Annotated in this window: 22 protein-coding genes; 9 read left to right on the plus strand and 13 right to left on the minus strand. The window is 49.3% G+C overall.

Annotation, left to right across the window (positions count from 1 at the left end; all coding sequences use genetic code 11):
- Positions 1 to 246: 246 nt before the first annotated feature.
- Entirely contained in the window at positions 247 to 516 is a 270-nt protein-coding gene (locus HMPREF2711_RS08015) for an HU family DNA-binding protein (RefSeq protein WP_003683413.1), read from the minus strand.
- A gap of 185 nt (positions 517 to 701) precedes the next feature.
- Positions 702 to 3,161 (minus strand): endopeptidase La, encoded by a 2,460-nt coding sequence (gene lon, locus HMPREF2711_RS08020; RefSeq protein WP_070615954.1) that lies wholly within the window; start codon positions 3,159 to 3,161, stop codon positions 702 to 704.
- A gap of 213 nt (positions 3,162 to 3,374) precedes the next feature.
- Between lon and HMPREF2711_RS08025 the strand changes: the two genes are divergently transcribed.
- The 3 genes from HMPREF2711_RS08025 to lipA all read left to right on the plus strand — a co-directional run bounded on the left by HMPREF2711_RS08025 (position 3,375) and on the right by lipA (position 5,366).
- Entirely contained in the window at positions 3,375 to 3,650 is a 276-nt protein-coding gene (locus tag HMPREF2711_RS08025) for an HP0495 family protein (protein WP_003746890.1), read from the plus strand.
- On the plus strand, positions 3,650 to 4,252 hold the full coding sequence (lipB, locus tag HMPREF2711_RS08030; RefSeq protein ID WP_003746892.1) for a lipoyl(octanoyl) transferase LipB: 603 nt from the start codon (positions 3,650 to 3,652) through the stop codon (positions 4,250 to 4,252). Before HMPREF2711_RS08025 ends, lipB begins: the two co-directional genes overlap by 1 nt.
- A 130-nt stretch (positions 4,253 to 4,382) precedes the next feature.
- Complete coding sequence (gene lipA / locus HMPREF2711_RS08035) at positions 4,383 to 5,366, plus strand: lipoyl synthase (protein ID WP_003746895.1); 984 nt, start codon at positions 4,383 to 4,385, stop codon at positions 5,364 to 5,366.
- Between the two features lie 205 nt (positions 5,367 to 5,571).
- Here the strand turns inward: lipA and hemB are convergent, their stop codons facing one another.
- The 5 genes from hemB to ybaK form a co-directional block, all read right to left on the minus strand.
- Entirely contained in the window at positions 5,572 to 6,573 is a 1,002-nt protein-coding gene (gene hemB, locus HMPREF2711_RS08040) for a porphobilinogen synthase (protein WP_003746897.1), read from the minus strand.
- Between the two features lie 32 nt (positions 6,574 to 6,605).
- Positions 6,606 to 7,316 carry a DUF6973 domain-containing protein gene (locus HMPREF2711_RS08045; RefSeq protein WP_036491232.1) on the minus strand — a complete coding sequence of 237 codons (711 nt, stop codon included), beginning with the start codon at positions 7,314 to 7,316 and terminating at the stop codon, positions 6,606 to 6,608.
- Positions 7,317 to 7,475: 159 nt separating this feature from the next.
- Entirely contained in the window at positions 7,476 to 8,348 is an 873-nt protein-coding gene (locus HMPREF2711_RS08050; protein WP_003746900.1) for a DMT family transporter, read from the minus strand.
- Between the two features lie 3 nt (positions 8,349 to 8,351).
- A complete protein-coding gene (locus HMPREF2711_RS08055) occupies positions 8,352 to 8,984 on the minus strand; it encodes a DnaJ domain-containing protein (protein WP_003746901.1) in 633 nt (210 codons plus the stop codon).
- A gap of 15 nt (positions 8,985 to 8,999) precedes the next feature.
- On the minus strand, positions 9,000 to 9,485 hold the full coding sequence (gene ybaK, locus HMPREF2711_RS08060) for a Cys-tRNA(Pro) deacylase (RefSeq protein WP_003746903.1): 486 nt from the start codon (positions 9,483 to 9,485) through the stop codon (positions 9,000 to 9,002).
- Between the two features lie 98 nt (positions 9,486 to 9,583).
- Between ybaK and HMPREF2711_RS08065 the strand changes: the two genes are divergently transcribed.
- Together HMPREF2711_RS08065 and ttcA are read left to right on the plus strand one after the other, a co-directional pair.
- Positions 9,584 to 9,937 (plus strand): RidA family protein, encoded by a 354-nt coding sequence (locus HMPREF2711_RS08065; RefSeq protein ID WP_003746906.1) that lies wholly within the window; start codon positions 9,584 to 9,586, stop codon positions 9,935 to 9,937.
- A 128-nt stretch (positions 9,938 to 10,065) separates the two neighbouring features.
- Positions 10,066 to 11,025 (plus strand): tRNA 2-thiocytidine(32) synthetase TtcA, encoded by a 960-nt coding sequence (gene ttcA / locus HMPREF2711_RS08070; RefSeq protein ID WP_003746908.1) that lies wholly within the window; start codon positions 10,066 to 10,068, stop codon positions 11,023 to 11,025.
- Between the two features lie 91 nt (positions 11,026 to 11,116).
- Here ttcA and HMPREF2711_RS08075 read toward each other — a convergent pair whose 3' ends face one another.
- Positions 11,117 to 11,737 carry a TetR/AcrR family transcriptional regulator gene (locus HMPREF2711_RS08075; protein ID WP_003746910.1) on the minus strand — a complete coding sequence of 207 codons (621 nt, stop codon included), beginning with the start codon at positions 11,735 to 11,737 and terminating at the stop codon, positions 11,117 to 11,119.
- A 549-nt stretch (positions 11,738 to 12,286) separates the two neighbouring features.
- Between HMPREF2711_RS08075 and HMPREF2711_RS08080 the strand changes: the two genes are divergently transcribed.
- The 4 genes from HMPREF2711_RS08080 (at position 12,287) to HMPREF2711_RS08095 (ending at position 16,795) form a co-directional block, all read left to right on the plus strand.
- Positions 12,287 to 14,332 (plus strand): TonB-dependent receptor, encoded by a 2,046-nt coding sequence (locus HMPREF2711_RS08080; RefSeq protein ID WP_003746912.1) that lies wholly within the window; start codon positions 12,287 to 12,289, stop codon positions 14,330 to 14,332.
- Between the two features lie 96 nt (positions 14,333 to 14,428).
- Positions 14,429 to 14,827 (plus strand): extensin, encoded by a 399-nt coding sequence (locus HMPREF2711_RS08085; RefSeq protein WP_070615956.1) that lies wholly within the window; start codon positions 14,429 to 14,431, stop codon positions 14,825 to 14,827.
- Between the two features lie 100 nt (positions 14,828 to 14,927).
- The gene (locus HMPREF2711_RS08090; RefSeq protein ID WP_070615957.1) at positions 14,928 to 16,163 is read left to right on the plus strand and encodes an MFS transporter; all 1,236 of its coding nucleotides are present in this window, start codon (positions 14,928 to 14,930) and stop codon (positions 16,161 to 16,163) included.
- A 143-nt stretch (positions 16,164 to 16,306) separates the two neighbouring features.
- Entirely contained in the window at positions 16,307 to 16,795 is a 489-nt protein-coding gene (locus HMPREF2711_RS08095) for a DUF456 domain-containing protein (RefSeq protein ID WP_003746916.1), read from the plus strand.
- 69 nt (positions 16,796 to 16,864) lie between these two features.
- On the opposite strand, the gene HMPREF2711_RS08100 is transcribed toward HMPREF2711_RS08095, so the two are convergent.
- The 5 genes from HMPREF2711_RS08100 to tilS form a co-directional block, all read right to left on the minus strand.
- Positions 16,865 to 17,524 carry a YecA family protein gene (locus tag HMPREF2711_RS08100; protein WP_003746917.1) on the minus strand — a complete coding sequence of 220 codons (660 nt, stop codon included), beginning with the start codon at positions 17,522 to 17,524 and terminating at the stop codon, positions 16,865 to 16,867.
- 34 nt (positions 17,525 to 17,558) lie between these two features.
- Positions 17,559 to 18,350, minus strand: a complete 792-nt coding sequence (locus HMPREF2711_RS08105; RefSeq protein WP_003746919.1) for a TrmH family RNA methyltransferase — start codon at positions 18,348 to 18,350, stop codon at positions 17,559 to 17,561.
- Between the two features lie 117 nt (positions 18,351 to 18,467).
- The gene (locus tag HMPREF2711_RS08110; RefSeq protein WP_003746920.1) at positions 18,468 to 19,016 is read right to left on the minus strand and encodes a sigma-E factor negative regulatory protein; all 549 of its coding nucleotides are present in this window, start codon (positions 19,014 to 19,016) and stop codon (positions 18,468 to 18,470) included.
- Positions 19,017 to 19,021: 5 nt separating this feature from the next.
- Positions 19,022 to 19,621 (minus strand): RNA polymerase sigma factor RpoE, encoded by a 600-nt coding sequence (rpoE, locus tag HMPREF2711_RS08115; protein ID WP_036493687.1) that lies wholly within the window; start codon positions 19,619 to 19,621, stop codon positions 19,022 to 19,024.
- Positions 19,622 to 19,809: 188 nt separating this feature from the next.
- The gene (gene tilS / locus HMPREF2711_RS08120) at positions 19,810 to 21,165 is read right to left on the minus strand and encodes a tRNA lysidine(34) synthetase TilS (RefSeq protein ID WP_003746923.1); all 1,356 of its coding nucleotides are present in this window, start codon (positions 21,163 to 21,165) and stop codon (positions 19,810 to 19,812) included.
- Positions 21,166 to 21,233 lie beyond the last annotated feature (68 nt).

Raw genomic sequence — 21,233 nt, forward strand, 5'->3', positions numbered from 1 at the left:
TACTTCTTTCAATAAGTGCGGTTTGTTTTGAATACTGTTATTGTTTCCGTTAATTATAAGGTATATCAATATAAAAATCAAATGTAACAAGATAAACTAAAAAGGCTAAAATCCTTTTATCATTAGGATTTCAGCCTTTTTATGCACTCAACAAACTAAAGGCCGTCTGAAAGGTTTCAGACGGCCTTCAAAATAAAAAACCGAATCAAATCGGTTTTTTATTCCCATTCAGGGAAAGACTCTAAATTACAGAGCGTCTTTCAATGCTTTACCGGCACGGAATTTAGGAGTTTTAGCAGCAGCAATAGTCAAAGGCTCGCCAGTTTTAGGGTTGCGGCCTTGACGTTCGGCGCGTTCGCCGACGTAGAAAGTACCGAAACCGACCAGAGTAACAGTGTCGCCGTTTTTCAATGCGTTGGTTACGGCATTAGTAGTAGCATCCAAAGCTTTTTGCGCAGCAGATTTGGAAATGCCGGCTTCTTGAGCAATTGCTTCGATCAATTCAGACTTGTTCACAATTAGTCCCTTCCTATCGTAAAAAATGATGAAATGCCCGAATACTCGGGGCTTAAGCACTTTTAAAGCACATACGCACTTTATAGCAATTCTGAAATTATCATGTCAAGTAAAAGATGTGGAATTGCCCTATTTTTGTGGCATTCAGGGCAAAACCACATTTTTTGCAACATCAGACGACCAACTTAATGCTTGGTTGCCTTTGTTCTTGACTTCGTCTTAGAAGTTTGCGGGGTCTCGGCAACTGCCAATTCAGCCGCCCATTGCTCAGGCTGAGCTGCCAAACCCAAAGCCAACACTTCATCAATCCATTTGACCGGATGAATAGTCAGACCGGTTTTGACATTTTCAGGGATTTCTTCCAAATCTTTGACGTTGTCTTTTGGAATCAATACATGCTTGATACCGCCGCGCAAAGCAGCCAGCAGTTTTTCTTTCAAACCGCCGATAGGCAAGACTTCGCCACGCAAAGTGATTTCGCCGGTCATCGCCACATCTGCACGCACCGGGATTTTGGTGAAGGCAGAAACCATCGCCAAAGTCATGGCGATACCTGCGCTCGGACCGTCTTTGGGCGTCGCACCTTCAGGCACATGGACGTGAATGTCTTTCTTCTCGTAAAAATCAGGAGCCAAACCCACTGATTCAGCACGGGAACGGACAACCGACCATGCGGCCGATACCGACTCTTTCATGACATCGCCCAATTGGCCGGTACATTGAATCGTACCTTTGCCCGGCAAGGCAACCGCCTCAACAGTCAACAACTCGCCACCGACTTCGGTCCAAGCCAGACCGGTTACCTGTCCAATACGGTTTTCGCTTTCGGCCACACCATAGTCAAAACGGCGTACGCCCAGATAGTCATGCAGATTTTTCTCAGTAACTTTAATCGCTTTAGGCTTGGCCTTGCTTGCTGTTTTGGATTTGGACGCTTTTTTCTTGTCCTCATTCAAAGTAACCTGCATTACCACTTTGCGGCAGATTTTGGCAATTTCGCGATCCAACGAACGTACGCCGGCCTCGCGGGTGTAGTAACGGATAATATCGCGCACCGCACTTTCATCCACCACCAACTCGCCCTCTTTCACACCATTGCGCTTCATTTGTTTCGGCACAAGGTATTGCATGGCGATATTGATTTTTTCGTCTTCCGTATAACCGGACAGACGGATGATTTCCATACGGTCAAGCAACGGAGTCGGGATATTCAAGCTGTTTGAAGTGGCAATAAACATCACATCACTCAAATCATAATCAACTTCGGCATAGTGGTCGGCGAACTTGTTGTTTTGCTCAGGATCGAGCACTTCAAGCAATGCACTGGCCGGATCGCCGCGGAAATCGCTGCCCATCTTGTCGATTTCATCAAGCAGGAACAATGGGTTTTTCACACCTGCTTTCGCCATGTTTTGCAGGATTTTGCCCGGCATAGAGCCGATATAGGTACGGCGGTGGCCACGGATTTCGCTTTCATCACGCACACCACCCAACGCCATACGCACATATTGGCGGCCTGTGGCTTTGGCAATCGATTCACCCAAGGAAGTTTTACCCACCCCCGGAGGACCCACCAGACACAAAATCGGGCCTTTGAGCTTGTCCATACGTTTTTGAACAGCCAAATATTCCAAAATGCGCTCTTTGACTTTTTCCAAACCATAGTGGTCGGCATTCAAAATCAAATCAGCCTTGGCAATATCTTTGCTGACACGGGATTTTTTCTTCCACGGCAACTCAAGCAAAGTATCGATATAGTTGCGCACGACGGTAGATTCCGCAGACATCGGCGGCATCATTTTCAGTTTTTTCAATTCAGACAGACATTTTTCTTCAGCCTCTTTGCTCATGCCTGCTTCTTTGATTTTGTTTTCCAGCGCATCCAGCTCGCCGCGCTCGTCCTCTTCGCCCAACTCTTTCTGAATCGCTTTGACTTGCTCATTCAAGTAATACTCGCGTTGGGATTTTTCCATTTGACGTTTCACACGGCCACGGATGCGTTTCTCGACCTGCATGATGTCGAGTTCGGCTTCCAACTGAGCCAGCAGAAATTCCAAACGTTCGACAATGCCGGCGGTCTCCAGCACATATTGACGCTGCTCCAACTTCAGCTGTAAATGCGCGGCAATCGTATCCGCAAGACGGCTGTTGTCATCGATACTGCTGATGGTACTGATGACTTCGGCAGGGATTTTTTTGTTCAATTTCGCATATTGCTCAAATTGAGTCAGCAAGGTACGGCGCAAGGCTTCAATTTCGGGGTTGTCCTTGTCGCTGTTTTCATCAATCGCCTCAACATGGGATAAAAACAGTCCGCCTGTTTCGTCAACCATCAACGCGCGCGCACGACGGATACCTTCTACTAACACTTTAACGGTGCCATCAGGCAGCTTCAAAACCTGCAAAACTTGGGCAACCGTACCGGTTTGGTGCAAATCTTCAGCTTTAGGGTCTTCTGTATTAGGGTCAAGCTGGGCCAACAGGAAAACCGGATCATCATTAGCCATTGCCGCCTCAAGGGCTGCAATCGATTTAGGACGACCGACGAACAGCGGCAATACCATATGCGGATACACCACGACATCGCGTAAAGGCAAAGTAGCCAGCGCACTGTATTCCTCGAAATATTTGTCTTTTGTCGGCATAGTTAATAATCTCAATCATTGTTAAATCAGAATGTAGCTCAAAATTGGGCTGAAGCGCTCCATTTCAAGACTTGAAAACAGCTTATCCGCACCTATTTTCGAAAACATCATTTTTAATAGCCCGATATGGACGTTTACGATAAAATATATCGGATTTTGGGCCGTCTGAAAACTTTTCAGACGGCCCTGGCAAACCAAACAAGGTAGTAAACCATGACAGACTCAACTGAAAAAAAATCATTAATTGAATTCCCTTGCACCTTTCCTGTAAAAGTCATGGGCGCGGTTCATCCGGAATTTGAATCCGCCATCTTGGAAACCGTGCGCAAACATGCTCCCGATACCGAGCCGCACCACATCACTACGCGCCCAAGCAGCAAAGGCAACTATACCGGCGCGACTGTCCATGTAAATGTTGAAAATCAAGAGCAGTTGGACAATATCTACCGCGACCTGACTTCCCACGAATTGGTTAAAGTGGTGTTGTAATGAAAATCGTGCACAAAGGCTTGGTCGATTACCTGCCGACTTTCGAAGCCATGAAGGCATTCAATGCCTCGCGTGACGAAAATACCGAAGACGAATTATGGGTGGTCGAACATCCGCCCGTATTTACCCAAGGCTTGGCCGGCAAACCCGAACACCTCCTCATCCGCGACGATATACCCGTTGTCCAAATTGACAGGGGCGGTCAAATTACTTATCACGGTCCCGGTCAATTGGTCGTTTATACGATGATCAATTTCAAACGCCGTAAGACCAGCGTCCGCCATATCGTTTCCGCACTTGAAAACAGCATTATCGCCACATTGGCAGAATACGGCATTGAAGCAGCCGCCGATCCCAAACGTCCCGGCGTTTATGTCGGCGCGCGTAAAATCGCTTCCCTGGGCCTGCGTATTAAAGACGGCTCCGTTTACCACGGTTTGGCGCTCAACGTGAACATGGATTTAAGTCCGTTTACCCACATCAACCCCTGCGGTTATGCCGGTATGGAAATGACCCAAATTGCCGACTATGTCTCTCCGGTACCCAGTTTGGCAGAAGTTGCAGACAAGCTGACCAAGCATTTACAAAAAGAGCTGGCATAAGACCGTCTGAAAAAATCCGTCACACTGCCATCTTTTAACCGCCCTCTGAACTTGCCCATAAGCTTTTAGGTACAAATCCTTCTAGAAGCTTTTCAGACGGCCTTTATAACGACAGAAAGAACACATCACCATGAGTGAAGAAGTAAAAAACGACCCCAAACGCGGCATCAAACTAAAAGGTGCAGACAAAACTGCACGCATTCCGATTAAAGTGGTTCCATTGGAACAAAAATTGAAAAAGCCCGAATGGATCCGCGCCAAATTACCGGGCAAGAAATTCTTTGAAATTAAAAACATTCTTCGCGAACAAAAAATGCATACCGTATGCGAAGAAGCATCTTGTCCCAATATCAGCGAATGCTTTACCAAGGGCACGGCCACATTCATGATTATGGGCGATATTTGTACCCGCCGCTGCCCGTTCTGCGATGTTGGCCATGGCCGCCCAAATATGCTGGATCCCGACGAGCCTAAACACTTGGCCGAATCCGTCAAATCCATGAACCTACGCTATGTCGTCATTACATCTGTCGACCGCGACGATTTGCGCGATGGCGGCGCACAACACTTCGCCGACTGCATCAAAGCCATCCGAGAAACCAGCCCGAATACCAAAATCGAAATCCTCGTTCCCGACTTCCGCGGCCGCCTGGACATCGCATTGAAAATCTTGGCAGAAACACCGCCTGACGTGATGAACCACAACTTGGAAACCCATCCGCGCCTGTATAAAAAAGCCCGTCCGGGTGCCAACTACCAGCACTCCCTCGACCTCCTGCGCCGCTACAAAGAAATGATGCCCCATATCCCGACCAAGTCCGGCATCATGGTCGGCCTGGGCGAAACAGACGAGGACGTGCGCGAAATCATGCGCGATATGCGTGCCAACAATATCGAGATGATTACCATCGGCCAATATCTGCAACCTTCAGACGGCCACCTGCCCGTCCTACGCTATGTAACGCCTGACCAATTCAAAGTTTTTGAAAAAGAAGCATACGAATTGGGCTTTACCAATGCCGCCATCGGTGCAATGGTCCGCTCCAGCTACCACGCAGACGAACAAGCAGCCGAAGCTTTGCGTGAAACCCACGGCGGGTGTAGCCACCACTAAGGTTTAAATCATATAAGGCCGTCTGAAAAATAAGAAAACTGTTTTTTCAGACGGCCTTTATTTGGTCATAACTTACTATACAAAATTTTTTAGATTTTCAAAGTATAAACCTTAGTTGGGCTCTATTGAGCCAATCTTAAGTAATACAAAAAAGCGGCACAACAGGATAAACACTGTTTGCCGCTTTTTAATTTATTTCTTTATTTTACTTCTTCAACAATTTTGCCGCTTCAATCGCGTAGTAAGTCAAAATACCATCGGCACCGGCACGTTTGAATGCCAATAGGCTTTCCAAAATGGTTTTCTCACCATCCAGCCAACCGTTTTGAATGGCAGCCTGAAGCATGGCATATTCGCCGGAAACTTGGTAAGCATAAGTCGGTACGCCGAACTCGTCTTTAACTCGGCGGACGACATCCAGATACGGCAAACCCGGTTTTACCATGACCATATCTGCACCCTCTTGAATATCCAATGCGACTTCGTGCAAGGCTTCATTAGTGTTTGCAGGGTCCATTTGGTAGGTTTTCTTGTCTGCCTTACCCAAATTGCCGGAGCTGCCGACAGCATCGCGGAACGGGCCGTAGAATACTGAAGCATATTTTGCCGAATACGCCATAATGCGTGTATGGATATGTCCGGCATCTTCCAAGGCTTCGCGGATGGCAAGAATACGTCCGTCCATCATGTCTGATGGGGCGACGACTTGTGCGCCTGCATCGGCATGACACAAAGCCTGTTTTACCAAAACTTCAATGGTTTCATCGTTGAGGACATAGCCATTTTCATCGGTCAAACCGTCTTGGCCGTGAATAGTATAAGGGTCTAAGGCAACATCAGTCATGATACCCAGCTCTGGGAATTTCTCGCGCAGGGTTCGCACTACTGTCGGTACCAAGCCTTCCGGGTTATAAGCCTCCTCCGCAAATTCGGTTTTGTTTTGTGTTACCACGGGAAACAAAGCCAGCATAGGAATACCGAGCTTCAGTGCTTCTTCAGCGGTAAACAACAATTTATCCAAACTTTGGCGTTTGACGCCGGGCATAGACGGCACTGCCTCTTCCTGATTCTGACCTTCCAATACAAAAACCGGATAGATTAAATCATCTGCCGTCAAAGTATGCTCGCGCATCAGACGGCGTGAAAAATCGTCTTTACGCATACGGCGCATACGGGTGTTTGAGACATAACGCGGAGGGAAATTCATAACAATTGCCTTTCAATAATGAAGTCTTAAAATCAGTCTTCGACTTGACGTATGGCTTTGACCGAACGTTTGATTTCGCTGAGCGTACCGGTTTTATAACTATTACGTTCCTGCTCGGTCATACCGTTTTGATCCAATTTGGCGATATTTTTCAATGCTTCGGCATATTGGCCGTCTGAAAGTTTTTCCTGTTTGATGTGCCAACGGTTTTTCACTTCGGAAGCCGTCCACAAGCCTACTTTGTTGTAGTAGAACAAAATGCTTGCCGCCAGCGTCTTCATATCGCTGTCAGGTTTGGCACTGCCGATACTGCGGCCGATACGGTTGTTACGTTGATCGACTGCCTGGTCGGCAAGGTAACGGCTGAAGTAGTCGTCTTTACCTTCTCGCAACTCCATATCCGTCAGGCGCGCATTACCTGCTTTTTCGGCAATAATGCTGTCGAATTTAGAAGCAATCGCCGCCTGCCATAATGCTTGACGTACGGCATTGACCTGTGTTCCCCTGCTGTCGCCGTTTGCTTTGTCATCCAAACCTGTACGCTCGGCAAAGCGTGTGGCATTACTGGTCATATTGATTAAGCCTTCATCCTCCATCCCGATGACTTGGGCGGCCACGGGATGGTTAAGCGCAAATTGTGCCATTTTACTGCGGCGGCTTTGATCTTCCTGATACGATTGGCAACCGGACAATACCAGCATGCCGAGAACGGCGCATTGAATGTGTTTTTTAATATGTTTCATGATGTAACTATCGATATTATGGTGTGAGTTCAACTGATTGTTTAACATAGAAACGCCCGTAAGCGCAAAATAATTCCCATACGGCCAAATCGGCGCATGAATGGCTATTTTATAATAAAAATAAGGCCGTCTGAAAATTTTCAGACGGCATAAGTATTTTTAACCTACCAAGCTTCGAATTTGCGGCCAATAAAACAGACAGGCTATCGAGCAAATAGCAATACTGATACCGGCTGTATTAATGCTGCTGATTTTTTCTTTAAACATTGCCGCACCAATCAGCGTACCCAAAACAATTACGCCGATGTTCATACCGGCAAACACCAAGGTAGGATTATCCTTCATGATTTGGTGTGCCGAGATGTAGGTAACAATATTTAAAAAGTTCAGGCAGCCTAAAATCATACCGCCCACTATACCCTCTTTGGTCCATTTGCTTCCTTTGGCAAACAGGTAGCCAAACATCAAGATAGCTGCCAAACAAAATGCCACCAGCAAATTACCAGCAAACGCGGTACCGCTCTTTGCCACTTGCTTAAACAAAATATCAATGACGCCATAGCCGCACCAAACGCCCAAAAGCAGCATCACTTGCGTACTGAGACCGCCGGATTTCTTACCGCCATCGCTTTTCCAAAGCAAGAAAAACAATGCTGTAAATGCCAATACCAAACCAATCAGACGGCCTTCGGTCAGTTGTTCATGAAAAAGCGTGAATGAAGCGATAATGGGCAAAAACAGCGATAAGCGTTGTGCTGCGTCCGATTTGACGATACCTGCCGCATCGACGGATTTGCCCATAATGACAAACACGCTTGGCAACAAGATACCCAAAGCTGCAAAGAGCCACCAAGTCGGTAAAAACACCTGCGGATTGCTTAAATCCGGCCTTAACACCAGCATGGTCAAAGTAACGGCAACGATATAGTTCACCGCCACCGCCTGCTCAATATTGATTTTTTGCTTGCGCGCCACTTTCAGCAATACGGAAACCAACACGCTGCAAACGATACTTGCCAATAAATATGCCATGCTTTAAAACCATCCTTGAGTAGGAACAGGCTTATCTTCATTCAGTTTAATCAGTCCGACGACTACGCGATAAATGAGCCAAATACCGGTTGCCACCAAAATCAGCCAACCGATTAAGATAAGTATGGTCAACATCCCGAAAAGCATACCCACCAACGACACCCAAAATGTCTTAATCAGCCAATCAATATGGCTGGCATAAATACTGCCTTGCGCCTCATCGCGTTTGACATATGCCAAAATCACACCGACAACGGGTGCAAACCAGATAAACAGGCCCAAAGCATAGGTAATATAGGCGATAAAAACATAGTTTTTCACTTCAGAATTAGACGTATTGACCATATTGGCCTCCGTATTATTGTTCCCTGTATTATAGTTTTCCGTATGATTGACCACTATATTATTGAAGCCGTTGTCTTGAGCTTCCTGAGGCTCATACTGCATGGCCGCATCATAAGCCAGACGTTTTTCCGGATGAGACAACACTTCAAACGCCTGTCCGATGGCTTTGAAACGCTCCGCATCTTTCTGAATATCCGGATTGGCAACCAATTTGCCGTAAGCCTCGCGGATAACATTAATATCCGCATCCTGAGACACACCCAAGATTTCGTATAAATTTAATTGTTCCATCTTTATTCCTATCCTTTATGCATCCACCGCAACATGAACATCTTGCGGATTGAGCGTACGCAGATTTTCAGGTTTCATGCCCACGATAAACCCACGTTTGCCGCCATTGATAAAAATCTCGTCCAAAGCCCAAATGCTTTCTTCCACATAAACCGGCAACGCGGTTTTCATACCGAACGGCGATGTCCCGCCGACCAAATAGCCCGTCCATTTCGCCGCCTGATCCGCCGTTGCCGGCTCGATGTGTTTCAAGCCCAGTTCGCGTGCCAGATTGCGGGTGGAAATATGTTTGTCGCCGTGCATTAACACAACCAAGCCTTTTTTGTGTTCATCCTGCAGGACGATTGTTTTGATGACTTGATGCTCAGGCTTGCCCGCGCACTCGGCAAAATGCGCCGTACCACCATGTTCTTCATACGCATAAACATAAGGGACAAAATCGATTTTCTTACTGCGTAAAAAGCGCACTGCCTGCGTAACCGGATATTCTGCTTTACTCATGATCGTTTTCCGCCACCCTGTTCAGACGGCCCCTCTTAAATGTGGAACGTAAACAACTGCAATGTTACCATACCTTCTTTTTGAAATCAGGAGACAACATGGACATCCGCTATCTTGGCACAAGCAAACGCTATTCGGAAGCCGTCGTGGCCAACGGCTTGGTTTTCCTCTCCGGCATGGTTCCCGAAAATCCTGAAGCCGATGCCAAAGCGCAGACTGAAAATATTTTGGCACAAATCGATTCATGGCTCGCCCAATGCCAATCCGACAAGGCCCACATTTTAGAAGCCACCATCTATCTGCCCGATATGAACGACTACGCCGCCATGAACGAAGCCTGGGACGCATGGACAGCCCCCGAGCGCGCTCCGGCCCGCGCCTGCGTGGAAGCAAAACTGGCCTCACCCGACTGGAGGGTTGAAATCAAAATTACCGCCCTTCAAATCAAATAAAGCACAAATATCAGGCCGTCTGAAAATGCCGCATTGACCAAGCAAGCGCAGTTTTTCAGACGGCCTTTATTCTTTTGCGGTACAATACCGCCCTTAAATTTTTCTATTATTTCAAAGCACAAACAGCCATGTCCAAAAAAACCAAGCAAGAATTAGAAAACAACAAACTCAGCAAACGCCTGCGCCACGCCGTCGGCGACGCCATTAACGATTTCAATATGATCGAACCGGGCGACAAAATCATGGTCTGCCTCTCCGGCGGCAAAGACAGCTACGCCCTGTTAGACATTCTGCGCCAGCTCCAAGCCAGCGCACCGATTGATTTCGAACTGGTCGCCGTCAATCTCGACCAAAAACAGCCGGGCTTCCCCGAAGAAGTGCTGCCGACCTATCTCGAAAGCATCGGCGTGCCCTACAAAATCGTCGAAGAAGACACCTACTCCACCGTCAAACGCGTGTTGGACGAAGGCAAAACGACTTGTTCGCTGTGCAGCCGCCTGCGCCGCGGCATCCTCTACCGCACGGCAAAAGAATTGGGCTGTACAAAAATCGCCTTGGGACACCACCGCGACGACATCCTTGCCACCATGTTCCTGAATATGTTCTACGGCGGCAAACTCAAAGCCATGCCACCCAAACTGGTGAGCGACAATGGCGAACACATCGTCATCCGCCCGCTGGCGTATGTGAAAGAAAAAGATTTGATTAAATACGCCGAACTGAAGCAATTCCCAATTATCCCATGTAACCTCTGCGGTTCGCAGCCCAACCTGCAACGCCAAGTCATCGGCGACATGCTGCGCGATTGGGACAAACGCTTCCCCGGCCGTATCGAATCGATGTTCTCCGCCCTGCAAAACGTCGTTCCATCGCATTTGGCCGATACCGAACTCTTCGACTTTGTCGGCTTGGAACGCGGTCAAAACCTTAAACATGGTGGCGACTTAGCGTTTGACAGTGAAAAAATGCCGGAACGTTTCTCCGACGGCAGCGAAGAAGACGAAAGCGAAATCAAAATCGAGCCGCAAAAAGCCGAACGCAAAGTCATCAATATTCTGGCAAACAAACCTAAAACCTGCGGTTTATAATTCCATTTAATTTTCAGACGGCCTTTCGGTAGCTATTTACCGAAAGGCCGTCTGAATATTCATATTTGAAATTTTTGCTATTCTTTTTTATCTATTCTTTCCCTGACAAACCGTGCAGCAGCAATCCCAATACGTCTTGCGGCAACTTTTGCGGCGCGGCAGCATAAAGCGCGGCCAGTTGCGGATGGCGCATCAATATATCCGCCTGTCGGATGAACAGATCGATGAGTTCCACCGGCAAATCGGGCTGTATCAGGCGGCGTTGTTGCAGGGTGTGGAAGAATCCGCGCATAAAGGCGTATTTTTCTTCGTTCAATTCGTGGAAAAACCGCTCCAGCTCCAAATCGGTGTTCTCCTCGATGTCGCGCAGGAAAGCGGCGGAATAAAGTTCTTCAAACGATTGTTTTTGCAGGGTAAACACAGCCTCGGCGGCTTCGCGCAGGCTGCATTGCCGTGCAAGCAGATTTTCAAATTCGGCACGGACGCGGTTTTTCTGCTCGGTAACAATTTCCTGCAAGAGCGCGTTTTTGCCGCTGTAATATTTGTAAAAGGTAACGCGGCTGACGGCGGCCTCGGCGCAGATGCTGCCTACGGATACGGCGGAAAAACCGTGTTCGCGGAACAGGCGGCGGGCGGTGTCGGCTATAGTTTGTTGTTTGCTGGCAGTCATGACGGTAGGAAGGTTTTGATTTTGTTCATAAAGGAGGTTCATTAAAGTTATCCGCAAGTCGGATACCCATCATATAGTGGATTAACTTTAAACCAGTACGGCGTTGCCTCGCCTTAGCTCAAAGAGAACGATTCTCTAAGGTGCTGAAGCACCAAGTGAATCGGTTCCGTACTATCTGTACTGTCTGCGGCTTTGTCGCCTTGTCCTGATTTTTGTTAATCCACTATATTTCCCCACGGCGGCAATGGCAATATGGCGGCGTTTCAGACGGCCTCTTTCCTTATCCTCCGCTCCGTCCTACGGATGAGGACTGCCGGATGCTTGGCAGGCCAAATTCATGAAGATTACAGAATTTCCCTCCTCCAACCTTCTCCCCCAAATAGGAGAGGGATTTTTTTGGACGATTCACAAGATAAGAGGGGAAGTAAAGTGAATGATAAACACTTGCATTCCTGTTTCTTATTTCTTATACTTTACATTAATAGTTTGTTTTATGTAAATGTGTAAACACAAATATTTGCATACTGACGGAGAAATTGATTGCCTGATGTTCAATCCGCCCCAACGTATGCCGTCTGAAAGGATAAAGAAATGCAGAAACCCGCCCTCCGCCGCCTGCCCCTATTGATTGCCGCCGCCTTTGCCTCCGAATGGATTTATGCCGCCGATGCGGCGCAAGATGCGGAACAGGTGCAGTTGGAAGAAGTCGTCGTCACCGGCGAACGCACCAACCGCAGCGGCTTTGAAACCGCCACGTCCAACCGCGTTTTCACCACGCCGAACATCGACCGTAGCGGCCACAATCTTTCCGCGACCGACCTGCTCAAACAGACCGTGAACACAGTGGACTTGGGCAGCGGAAACGATTTGCCGACCGTGCGCGGCGTGGACGGCTCTGGTCCTGCCGTCGGTGCGGTGGCGTTTTTCGCGGGCACGCGGCCGCGCCTGAACCTGTCCATAGACGGCCGCTCCGCCACTTACAACGAATACGCCTTCGGCACGCAGTCGCTGTGGGACATGCAGCAGGTAGAAGTCTTGCGCGGGCCGCAAAGCCATGTGCGCGGGCAGAACGCGGTGGCGGGCGCGGTGGTGATGCGTTCCAAAGACCCAACCGACGAATGGGAAGGCGCGCTGCGCTTGGGTTTGGGCAACCAGAAAACGCGCAACATCGCCGGCGTAGTGTCCGGCCCGATTGTGAAAAACAACCTTGCCTTCCGCTTGAGCGCGGAGCGGCAGCAGCGCGAAAGTTACGAGCCGTTCGTGTCCTACGAGCCGACCGGCAACCCGCGCCGCGTGGAAAACACCAACGTACGCTTCAAACTCCTGCTCACGCCCGAAAACCATCCCGATTTTTACAGCCGCCTGACGCTGAACCACATCCGTTCGCGCGCGCCGCAAAACGAAATCATGGGCAACACCGCCAGCCGCCGTTTTTTAAAAGAAAAGCCCGTGTTCGTAACCGGCTCGACATCGGGCATCTGGGACGTATCGTGGCAGCTTAACGACTATCTGAAACTGGAAAACAAACTGGTTTACGGCCGCTACCACAACGAGCGGCTGCACCTGCCGATGACCGTCAGCCCGCAAGGCGTGCCCGCCGAACTCAAAGGCCGCGAACTGCAATGGGAGCCGGTATTGCATTTTTCCAACAAAGGCCGTCTGAAAGGCCTTGCCGGACTGCACTACTTCCGCAGCAAACAAGACGAATGGGTAGATATCCGTAGCGTCGGCGGCCGCAACACCTTTGACGACCGCAACAGCGTACGCGCTCTGTTTGCCGAAACCACATACAGCCCCAGCGAAAAATGGGACATCACGGCCGCCGCCCGCATTGAAAAAGAAACGCACAAACGAAGCGGCGGCAGCGGCGCGCTGCACCTCGATTTAGACAAAGGTCAGACCGTGTTCCTACCCAAAATCGACATCGCCTTCAAACCCACCGACCAATGGGTCAGCGGCATCAAAGCCGCGCGCGGCTACAACCCCGGCGGTGCGGGCATCACCTTCGGCCGCCCCGTCGTAACCTACACCTATGAACCCGAATATGTGAACAACTATGAGTGGTACACCCGCTGGCGCAGCGCCGACCGCCGCCTGCAACTCTCCGGCAACCTGTTCCTGAACCACTACCGCGACATGCAGCTTCCCTTCCATCTCGGCACCAACTCCGTCGTCATCCGCAACGCCAAAAAAGTCCATACCTACGGCGCGGAACTCGCCGCCGACTGGCAGGCGACCGACAGCCTGAAACTCACCACCGGACTGGGGCTGCTCAACACCAAAATCAAAAGCTATCCCGACAGCGGCATCGAAGGCAACAAACTCGGCCGCGCGCCCAAATACACCGCCAACATCGGCGTGAAATACCTGAACGACAAAGGTTGGGAAGCCGGCGGCGACGTGCGCTTCTACGGCGGCTACTACTCCGCCGCCGACAATGCCGAATCAGGCAAAATCGGCGCATACAACCAAGTCAACCTCTACACCGCCTACAACTTCAAACAAGGCCGCGTCTCGCTCTACGCCGACAACGTGTTCAACCGCCGCCGACCCATATTCATTTCCAGCGCCGACCGTCAAGACGCACTCTACCAACGCCCCAGAAGCGTGGGCGTGAGCGCGGAATGGAAGTTTTAGACGAAGCTGAAATGATGGAGGCCGTCTGAAAAAACATAGGTCGGACATTTATGCCCGACCTACCGTTTATTCCTCCAAAACACCCAAAGGAATCCCATGCACTACTTTACCCCCGCCAAAACCCTGCCCAAAGGCACCATCTACCTGACCGACCTGACCCACGTCGCCGACTTCGCCGACTGGCTGGCTGAATTCGAAACCCTGTTAAACCAAAACCGCCGCTTCGCCACCGTCTGCACCCCCATGCGGCGGCAGGTAAGCGACGAACAGCGCATTGCCGACCGTAAAACCTACATCGAATGGATAAAGGCACATCGGCCGCAACTATCCGAACGCTGCGCCGCCATGCTCCTTATCGAACCCGACGCGGCGCAACTGGCGTTCTTCCGCGAACAATCTTCAAAACTCGGCCCCGCGCTGGGCGTGAACTACATCGTCGAAGCCGACGAGCAAACCGCCTTGCTTCGCGCAGAAGAAGCGTTGAAGGCCGTCTGAAAAGATACTAAACCTATTTAAATACAAATCAAGTATTGCCACCCAATATGTTCAGACGGCCTTGTCCCTTTATTTGCCTCATCTTCAAAAGAATCATGTGATGTCCGACAATCAGACTTCCCCAAACTCACGCGACTGGCTGCTGCTTATCGGCGGCAGCACTTACAAATTCACGCTGACCGGTTTTTATCTGGTCGCACTGGTGGCCATTTTGAAAAACCACGGTTACAGCCTGAACCAACTGAGCTGGATTCATTTAATCGGCGGTATCGAAGCGGCGAAGGTGTTGTTTGCCGCGCTGATGGAGCGGCGGCCGGCGGGGCGGTTCGGGCGGTTTCGCGGCTGGCTGCTGGCGGCGACGCTGGGGCTTTCGGCAGTATTCGGGCTGATGGCCTGCACCGACATCACGCAGAACTTCCCACTGCTTCTGACCTGCTGCGTTTTGCTCTCGGCAATGTCGGCGGTATACGGCTGTGCGATGCTGGGCTTGTCGTGCATCGTTCTGCCGCACCGCGAACGCGGTTTCGGCGGCGTGATCCAAACGATGGCGGCGCGCGGCGGCAAGATGATCGGCGGCGCGCTGGTGTTGTGGCTGTATCAGGAATACGGACAGACGGCGGCGGCCGGCTTTATGCTGGCGTTCAGCCTGCTGATGCTGCTGCAACTCTTGTACTACCGCGAGCCGGAAAGCCCGACTGCGCAAGGCAGTTGGACGGCGTTGGCGGCGCGGCTGGTTTCTTTTTGGCAGCAACCTGAAACGGGCTGGCGGTGGCTGGTTTTGCTGTTTGCCGTTGCCGCACCGTATGCGTTTATGGCGGCAACTTTTGTACCCAAACTGGCGGATTTGGGCTTTACTCCGAAACAGACGGGCGGGATTCTGGCGGTAGGTATTCCTGTTGCCTGCCTGATTGTGACGCCGCTGTCGGGCTGGTTTTCGCGCAATTATCCGCGCCGCAAACTCGTGTTCCTGCTCTACGCGCTGCAACTGCCGCTTTTGGCGTCCATGACCGCCATCGATACGCTCGCACGTGTCCACCCTTGGCTGCCGCCCGCGCAAATCATCGCCCTGAGCCTGAGCTACACGCTGCTGCTGCCGGTGATACTGGCGTTGGTGATGGACAAATCCAACCGTGCCACCGCCGCACTCGACAGCAGCCTGCAATTTTCCGTCGTCCTGCTCGGCAGTTACGCGGCCGGTTTCGCCACCCTACGGCTGGCAAAGGCTATTGGTTATACAGATGCGTATTGGGTTGCAGTGTACTTGGCCGTATTGGTAGGCCTGCTTTTATATTTGAATAGAAATTTATTCAATTATTCGGATCGTGATGCACAATAATTCGCTTAGATATTTATCCATCGATTTTAATTGAGCGCGCCTCCGGATAATTTTTCATTTTATTGCACAATCTCTCATGAAAATATAACAAAACGTGCCCATAATACTGCCGTTATTACACTCTTACATTCAAAAGGAACCTCATGACTGCTGTTCTCATCGTTCTCGGCTTGATTGCCATTGTTGTCGGCATCTTAGGCACTATTTATCCCGCCCTGCCCGGATTGGGTTTGATGTTTGGTGGCGCATGGCTGTTGGGTTATGCCGGTGATTATCAAGTGTTTGGCTCGGGTACGCTGACCTTTTTGGCCATCGTTGCCGTATTCGGTACTGCGATGGACTATGTGGCGGGGGCATTGGGTGCAAAATATACCGGCGCAAGTAAAACTGCGGTTTGGGGCGCGTTTATCGGCGGCATCGTCGGCGCATTCTTCTCCATTCCCGGCCTGTTGCTCGGCCCGTTGGCAGGCGCGGCCATCGGCGAATTTATCGCACGCAAAGACACTTGGCAGGCTGGCAAAGTCGGTATCGGTACGTTTATCGGCTTTATCATCGGCACAGTGGCCAAAATCGGCTGCGCCTTGACCATTGCACTGACCATTCTGTTTGTTTGGTTGGCCTCGTTGTTCTAAGACAAAACATTAAAGGCCGTCTGAATTTCAAGCATTCAGACGGCCTTTTCATTTCACTATTTATTTTTCTTATTTGCCGCAGCAGGCTTTGTATTTTTTACCGCTGCCACACGGGCAAGGATCGTTGCGACCCACTTTTTCGCCTTCGCGGCGGACGGTTTGCGGTTTATTGATGATGGCCTGCCAATACCAGTAAATATCCAGCAGGACGTGCGGCAAATCAGATTCCAGCTGGGTCAGCTCTTTTTCATTCAGATGCAAGATGACTTCACCGTTTTCCTCATCGTCATAAATACCGCCCAAAGCCATAATCGGATAGAACAAATCTTCAAACTCTTCCTGATCGACTGCTTCAAACCAATCGGTAGGCACAATATCCAGTGCGTAAAGATAGGCGTTACACCATGTGTAGAAATCCGGATTGCCGGCTTCATCTTCATAAAACCACAAATCCGGCAGGATTTTCTCATTGAGCTTCATGCGCATATCGGCAGCCATTGCCATCACCAAACGCTCGATTTCGGTACGCTCTTTGGCATCAAACAAAGATTCTTCACCCAAAATTTCAGGCAGCCAGTTGGTCGGATTCAAAGCATCCGGACCGCTCAATAAAGCCATCATAAAACCCTGCATTTCATCACAACGCATGGTGTTGTGGGCTTCGGATTTGGCATCCAGCAATTCCATCAATCGGCTGCGTGCCGCTTCATCAAAAGTCAGTATTTGCATTTTCGTTCCTTAAAATAAAATCGTATTATGGTTTTCAGACGGCCTGGGCATGGATACGCTGCCGCATTTGTTCAAACAGACAAACCGTTGCCGCCATCGCAACATTCAAGGATTCGGTTTGCCCCAACATGGGGATTTTGACACAGGCTTCAGCCTTCTCTTTTATTCGTTCACTCACGCCGCTGCCTTCGTTGCCAAACACCCAAGCGCAAGATTGACTGAGGTTCATTTCATACAAACCAATATTGCGGCCACCCAAAGCTGTTGCCCAAATTGGATGCTGATACTTTTCCATCCAAGCGGATAATTCCACTCGGCTGAAAATAGACAGCAAAAAATGTGCACCCATCCCCGCTCGCAACACTTTGGGTGACCAGATATCCACGGAATCATTGCTGCACACGATTTGCTTGACTCCGGCTGCCGCCGCACTGCGCAAAATTGTGCCTGCATTGCCGGGGTCTTGTACCCGCTCTAATACCACGCAATCGTCGTCTGAAGGCAAGCCTGCCTGTTTCGGAATATCAATCCAAGTCATCACATCATCGGCATCGGTCAAACTGGTGATTTTAGACAGAGCTTCGTTACCGACCCAAGTAATTAATCCCTCGTCCAACTGCGCCGTAATTTCTTGAATTTCAGGATGTTGCTGTTTCTTTTCAGGCAGGTAAACCTGTTTGGGCGTACCGCCGCTTTGCAAATAAGTTTGCAGCAGATGTACGCCTTCCAATACGGTTTCACCGCTTTCACGCCTTGCTTTGGCCTGCGTCAAAAGACGGAATAAATGTTTGAGCTGTTCGTTTTGAGCAGAGGTAATCAGTTTCATGGAGCGCATTATAACTGTTTTGACTTCTTTGAAGCTATGCTTTCAGACGGCCTGACGGTTTTACTGCAAAAATAAAAACCCTTGCCATAAAGCAAGGGTTTTGCATGATTTCATTTTTTACTGCACAACAGTCTGCTGCTCATTTTTCTGCTCGGTACGGACAGTCGGACGATTTTCAATTTTGCCGTCTTTCGCCGCATTCGGCACAACGGTTTCACCAGGCTCGGAAGCCGCTTTATCGTCAGGCGTACCGCTTACCGGAATGATATCTTGTGCAGGCTGAACATTAGACTTCTCGGCAACCGGCATAGCGTCACGAGAAGTTTGCGGCGTAAACTGCCATGCCGTCACAGCAATGGCACACACGCTGGCAGCGGCTGCAAAGAATTTAAAGAAGCCGTTATTGGCCGCTTCGCGATGAGTATATTTTTTCTGCTTGCCGGCAATCTCAGCTTGAGGCACTGTAAATGCTTTACTTTGCATGGTTTCATCAGCCACCTTCGCCGCCGCACCCTGACGGATACAGTCGCCGATAATGTGGTACTCATGCCAAGCGCGCAATGCTTCCTCGTCTGCCAATACGGCATCCAGCATCTCATCAGTCAATGCTTCACCGTCCATCAATGCGGACACATACTCCAATGCTTTATTTGTTTTGTCGTTCATTTTTATTACCACCTTTGATCTTCAGAAGTATCCAACAGCGGCCGCAAATCTTTTGCAATCAGTTCACGCGCTCTGAAAATACGCGAACGTACTGTACCTATCGGACAATCCACTACCCGAGCTATTTCTTCGTAAGACAAGCCGTCCATTTCCCTAAGCGTAATGGCTTGACGCATATCGTCTGGCAGTTGCGCAATGCTTGCCTCGACGGTCTGCAAGATTTCCCGATTCATCATCTCAGCTTCCGGCGTATGGTAATCGGCAATCTGATCGGTTAAATCAAGAACATCTCCTTCCTCATTGGCTGCTTCCGAACTGACAAAAAACTGACGACCCGAAGTGGTCAGGAAATTCTTTGCCGTATTGATACCGATACGGTACAGCCATGTATAAAATGCACTTTCTCCACGAAAATTTGCCAATGCACGATAAGCCCTAATCATTGCCTCTTGGGTTACATCGTGCACTTCATGCTCATCCTGAATAAAACGGGAAATCAGTCTGTTTAGACGACGCTGATATTTGGACATCAGCATCTCGAATGCCTTATGGTCACCTTTCTGCGCGCGCTCCACCAAAACTTGATCTATTTGGCGATCGTTCATACCCACCCTTTAATCATTTTACTGCTTTAAACCCAAAAATAGTAAAGCGTGCTGTGCACAGTAAAGACAGCAACGCTCTGAAATAGTTCCATAAGATTACATTCAATGGCTAAAGTTTATTTGTGCAGATGCTCTAATATTAACAATATTACTTAATATACCAATACTTAGCAAAAGTAGTTAAACTACTAATACTTTCTAAATTTAAAGTTAGTTGCTTTACTTTTTGCCATATATCCGACCAACTTTCTATGAACAGGTAGATAACCTTGCTCTATTTGAACATCGCTTCCAACCCTAAGGTTAGCAACAGCAAGGCACTTGTTGCCCATACTTATGATAATCGGCCAATATTTACGCACGAGTGGCATGATATGACACTCTTGCAATAGTTTTTCAACTGATTTTTCCCTCTGCCCGGACTGAATCACGTCGCCCTCGGATACAGTTCTAAGCACAGCCGGCTTCTCCAACTCCTCTTCCGGCAAACCGCCTTTAAAAGGTAATAAAACAAAACCGTTTTCCAGCAAAATATCTTTCAGACGGCCTCGAACTTCCCCACCATTACACCAAGGCAGCCGTTGAAATTCATTTTCTTGCCAAATAAACAACTGATCCCGATAGGCGACCAATTCGCCGTTTGGCAAACTCAACTGCGCCTGTTCTGCGGTTTCCAATACTCGGGCGAAATCGGCAATGCTGTGATAAGAAGGCAATGATTCTGTTTGCTTTCTCAAAAAATACCAAAGCAACCGACGGCGTAAGAGCGGCGTACATTGCCGCCACAGACTGATACTGAATATTCCGTCCGGACTGATGCGCTGGTATTCAGACTCAGCCAATTCATCTAAAAGCTGCAAATCTTCCTGCAATAATCGGATATTGGCACAAATTTGCTGCTCAAAATTCGGAATACGCTGCTGCCATTGCGGCAAGGCCTGATTTCTCATCCAATTGCGTAAATAGCCAGAATCCTCGTTACTTTCGTCCTCGACAAAAGGCAGCCTCCATTGTTGCGCATACTCTGCCAATTCCTGACGGGAAAATGCCAAAAGCGGCCGCCAGATTTGGATCTCTTCATTTAAATCACGCCATACCGGCATAGCTGCCATACCGCGCAATCCGCCGCCGCGTACAGCCGACAGCATAAATGTTTCGATTTGATCATTGCGATGGTGTGCCAAAACAATAATTTTCTTCAGGCCGTCTGAAAATGCCTGATATCGGGCGGCCCTGGCCGCCGCTTCCAAACCTTTTCCGTGTTTTTCCACATTGACACGGCACACCCGCAAGGCAACATTCAAACGCTGACAATAATCCTGACAAAATTTTGCCCAACTGTCGGCATTGGTGCTTAAACCATGATGAACATGGACGGCACGTAAATCAAAACGGCGAAATTCGCGCATCCGGTCCAAAAGATGCAGCAGGACAACGGAATCCAATCCGCCGCTCAAACCGACTTCAAAAACAGTATGGCTCGGCAAATCAGGAAAAGCTGCTTGAAAACTTTTAAATAGGGAATCAGGGGATAGTTGCGACATTTCAGACGGCCTGAAATTATGAATTACTCAAAAATAGAATACAAAAAAAGCAAGCAGCGGCATCTGCT

The organism is Neisseria sp. HMSC070A01 (assembly GCF_001810165.1).
Lineage (GTDB): Bacteria > Pseudomonadota > Gammaproteobacteria > Burkholderiales > Neisseriaceae > Neisseria.

Excerpts from the sequence above, each read along its gene's own strand:
- lon (WP_070615954.1), bottom strand. The coding sequence starts at position 3,161 with ATGCCGACAAAAGACAAATATTTCGAGGAATACAGTGCGCTGGCTACT.
- HMPREF2711_RS08025 (WP_003746890.1), top strand. The coding sequence starts at position 3,375 with ATGACAGACTCAACTGAAAAAAAATCATTAATTGAATTCCCTTGCACC.
- lipB (WP_003746892.1), top strand. The coding sequence starts at position 3,650 with ATGAAAATCGTGCACAAAGGCTTGGTCGATTACCTGCCGACTTTCGAA.
- lipA (WP_003746895.1), top strand. The coding sequence starts at position 4,383 with ATGAGTGAAGAAGTAAAAAACGACCCCAAACGCGGCATCAAACTAAAA.
- hemB (WP_003746897.1), bottom strand. The coding sequence starts at position 6,573 with ATGAATTTCCCTCCGCGTTATGTCTCAAACACCCGTATGCGCCGTATG.
- HMPREF2711_RS08045 (WP_036491232.1), bottom strand. The coding sequence starts at position 7,316 with ATGAAACATATTAAAAAACACATTCAATGCGCCGTTCTCGGCATGCTG.
- HMPREF2711_RS08050 (WP_003746900.1), bottom strand. The coding sequence starts at position 8,348 with ATGGCATATTTATTGGCAAGTATCGTTTGCAGCGTGTTGGTTTCCGTA.
- HMPREF2711_RS08055 (WP_003746901.1), bottom strand. The coding sequence starts at position 8,984 with ATGGAACAATTAAATTTATACGAAATCTTGGGTGTGTCTCAGGATGCG.
- ybaK (WP_003746903.1), bottom strand. The coding sequence starts at position 9,485 with ATGAGTAAAGCAGAATATCCGGTTACGCAGGCAGTGCGCTTTTTACGC.
- HMPREF2711_RS08065 (WP_003746906.1), top strand. The coding sequence starts at position 9,584 with ATGGACATCCGCTATCTTGGCACAAGCAAACGCTATTCGGAAGCCGTC.
- ttcA (WP_003746908.1), top strand. The coding sequence starts at position 10,066 with ATGTCCAAAAAAACCAAGCAAGAATTAGAAAACAACAAACTCAGCAAA.
- HMPREF2711_RS08075 (WP_003746910.1), bottom strand. The coding sequence starts at position 11,737 with ATGAACCTCCTTTATGAACAAAATCAAAACCTTCCTACCGTCATGACT.
- HMPREF2711_RS08080 (WP_003746912.1), top strand. The coding sequence starts at position 12,287 with ATGCAGAAACCCGCCCTCCGCCGCCTGCCCCTATTGATTGCCGCCGCC.
- HMPREF2711_RS08085 (WP_070615956.1), top strand. The coding sequence starts at position 14,429 with ATGCACTACTTTACCCCCGCCAAAACCCTGCCCAAAGGCACCATCTAC.
- HMPREF2711_RS08090 (WP_070615957.1), top strand. The coding sequence starts at position 14,928 with ATGTCCGACAATCAGACTTCCCCAAACTCACGCGACTGGCTGCTGCTT.
- HMPREF2711_RS08095 (WP_003746916.1), top strand. The coding sequence starts at position 16,307 with ATGACTGCTGTTCTCATCGTTCTCGGCTTGATTGCCATTGTTGTCGGC.
- HMPREF2711_RS08100 (WP_003746917.1), bottom strand. The coding sequence starts at position 17,524 with ATGCAAATACTGACTTTTGATGAAGCGGCACGCAGCCGATTGATGGAA.
- HMPREF2711_RS08105 (WP_003746919.1), bottom strand. The coding sequence starts at position 18,350 with ATGAAACTGATTACCTCTGCTCAAAACGAACAGCTCAAACATTTATTC.
- HMPREF2711_RS08110 (WP_003746920.1), bottom strand. The coding sequence starts at position 19,016 with ATGAACGACAAAACAAATAAAGCATTGGAGTATGTGTCCGCATTGATG.
- rpoE (WP_036493687.1), bottom strand. The coding sequence starts at position 19,621 with ATGAACGATCGCCAAATAGATCAAGTTTTGGTGGAGCGCGCGCAGAAA.
- tilS (WP_003746923.1), bottom strand. The coding sequence starts at position 21,165 with ATGTCGCAACTATCCCCTGATTCCCTATTTAAAAGTTTTCAAGCAGCT.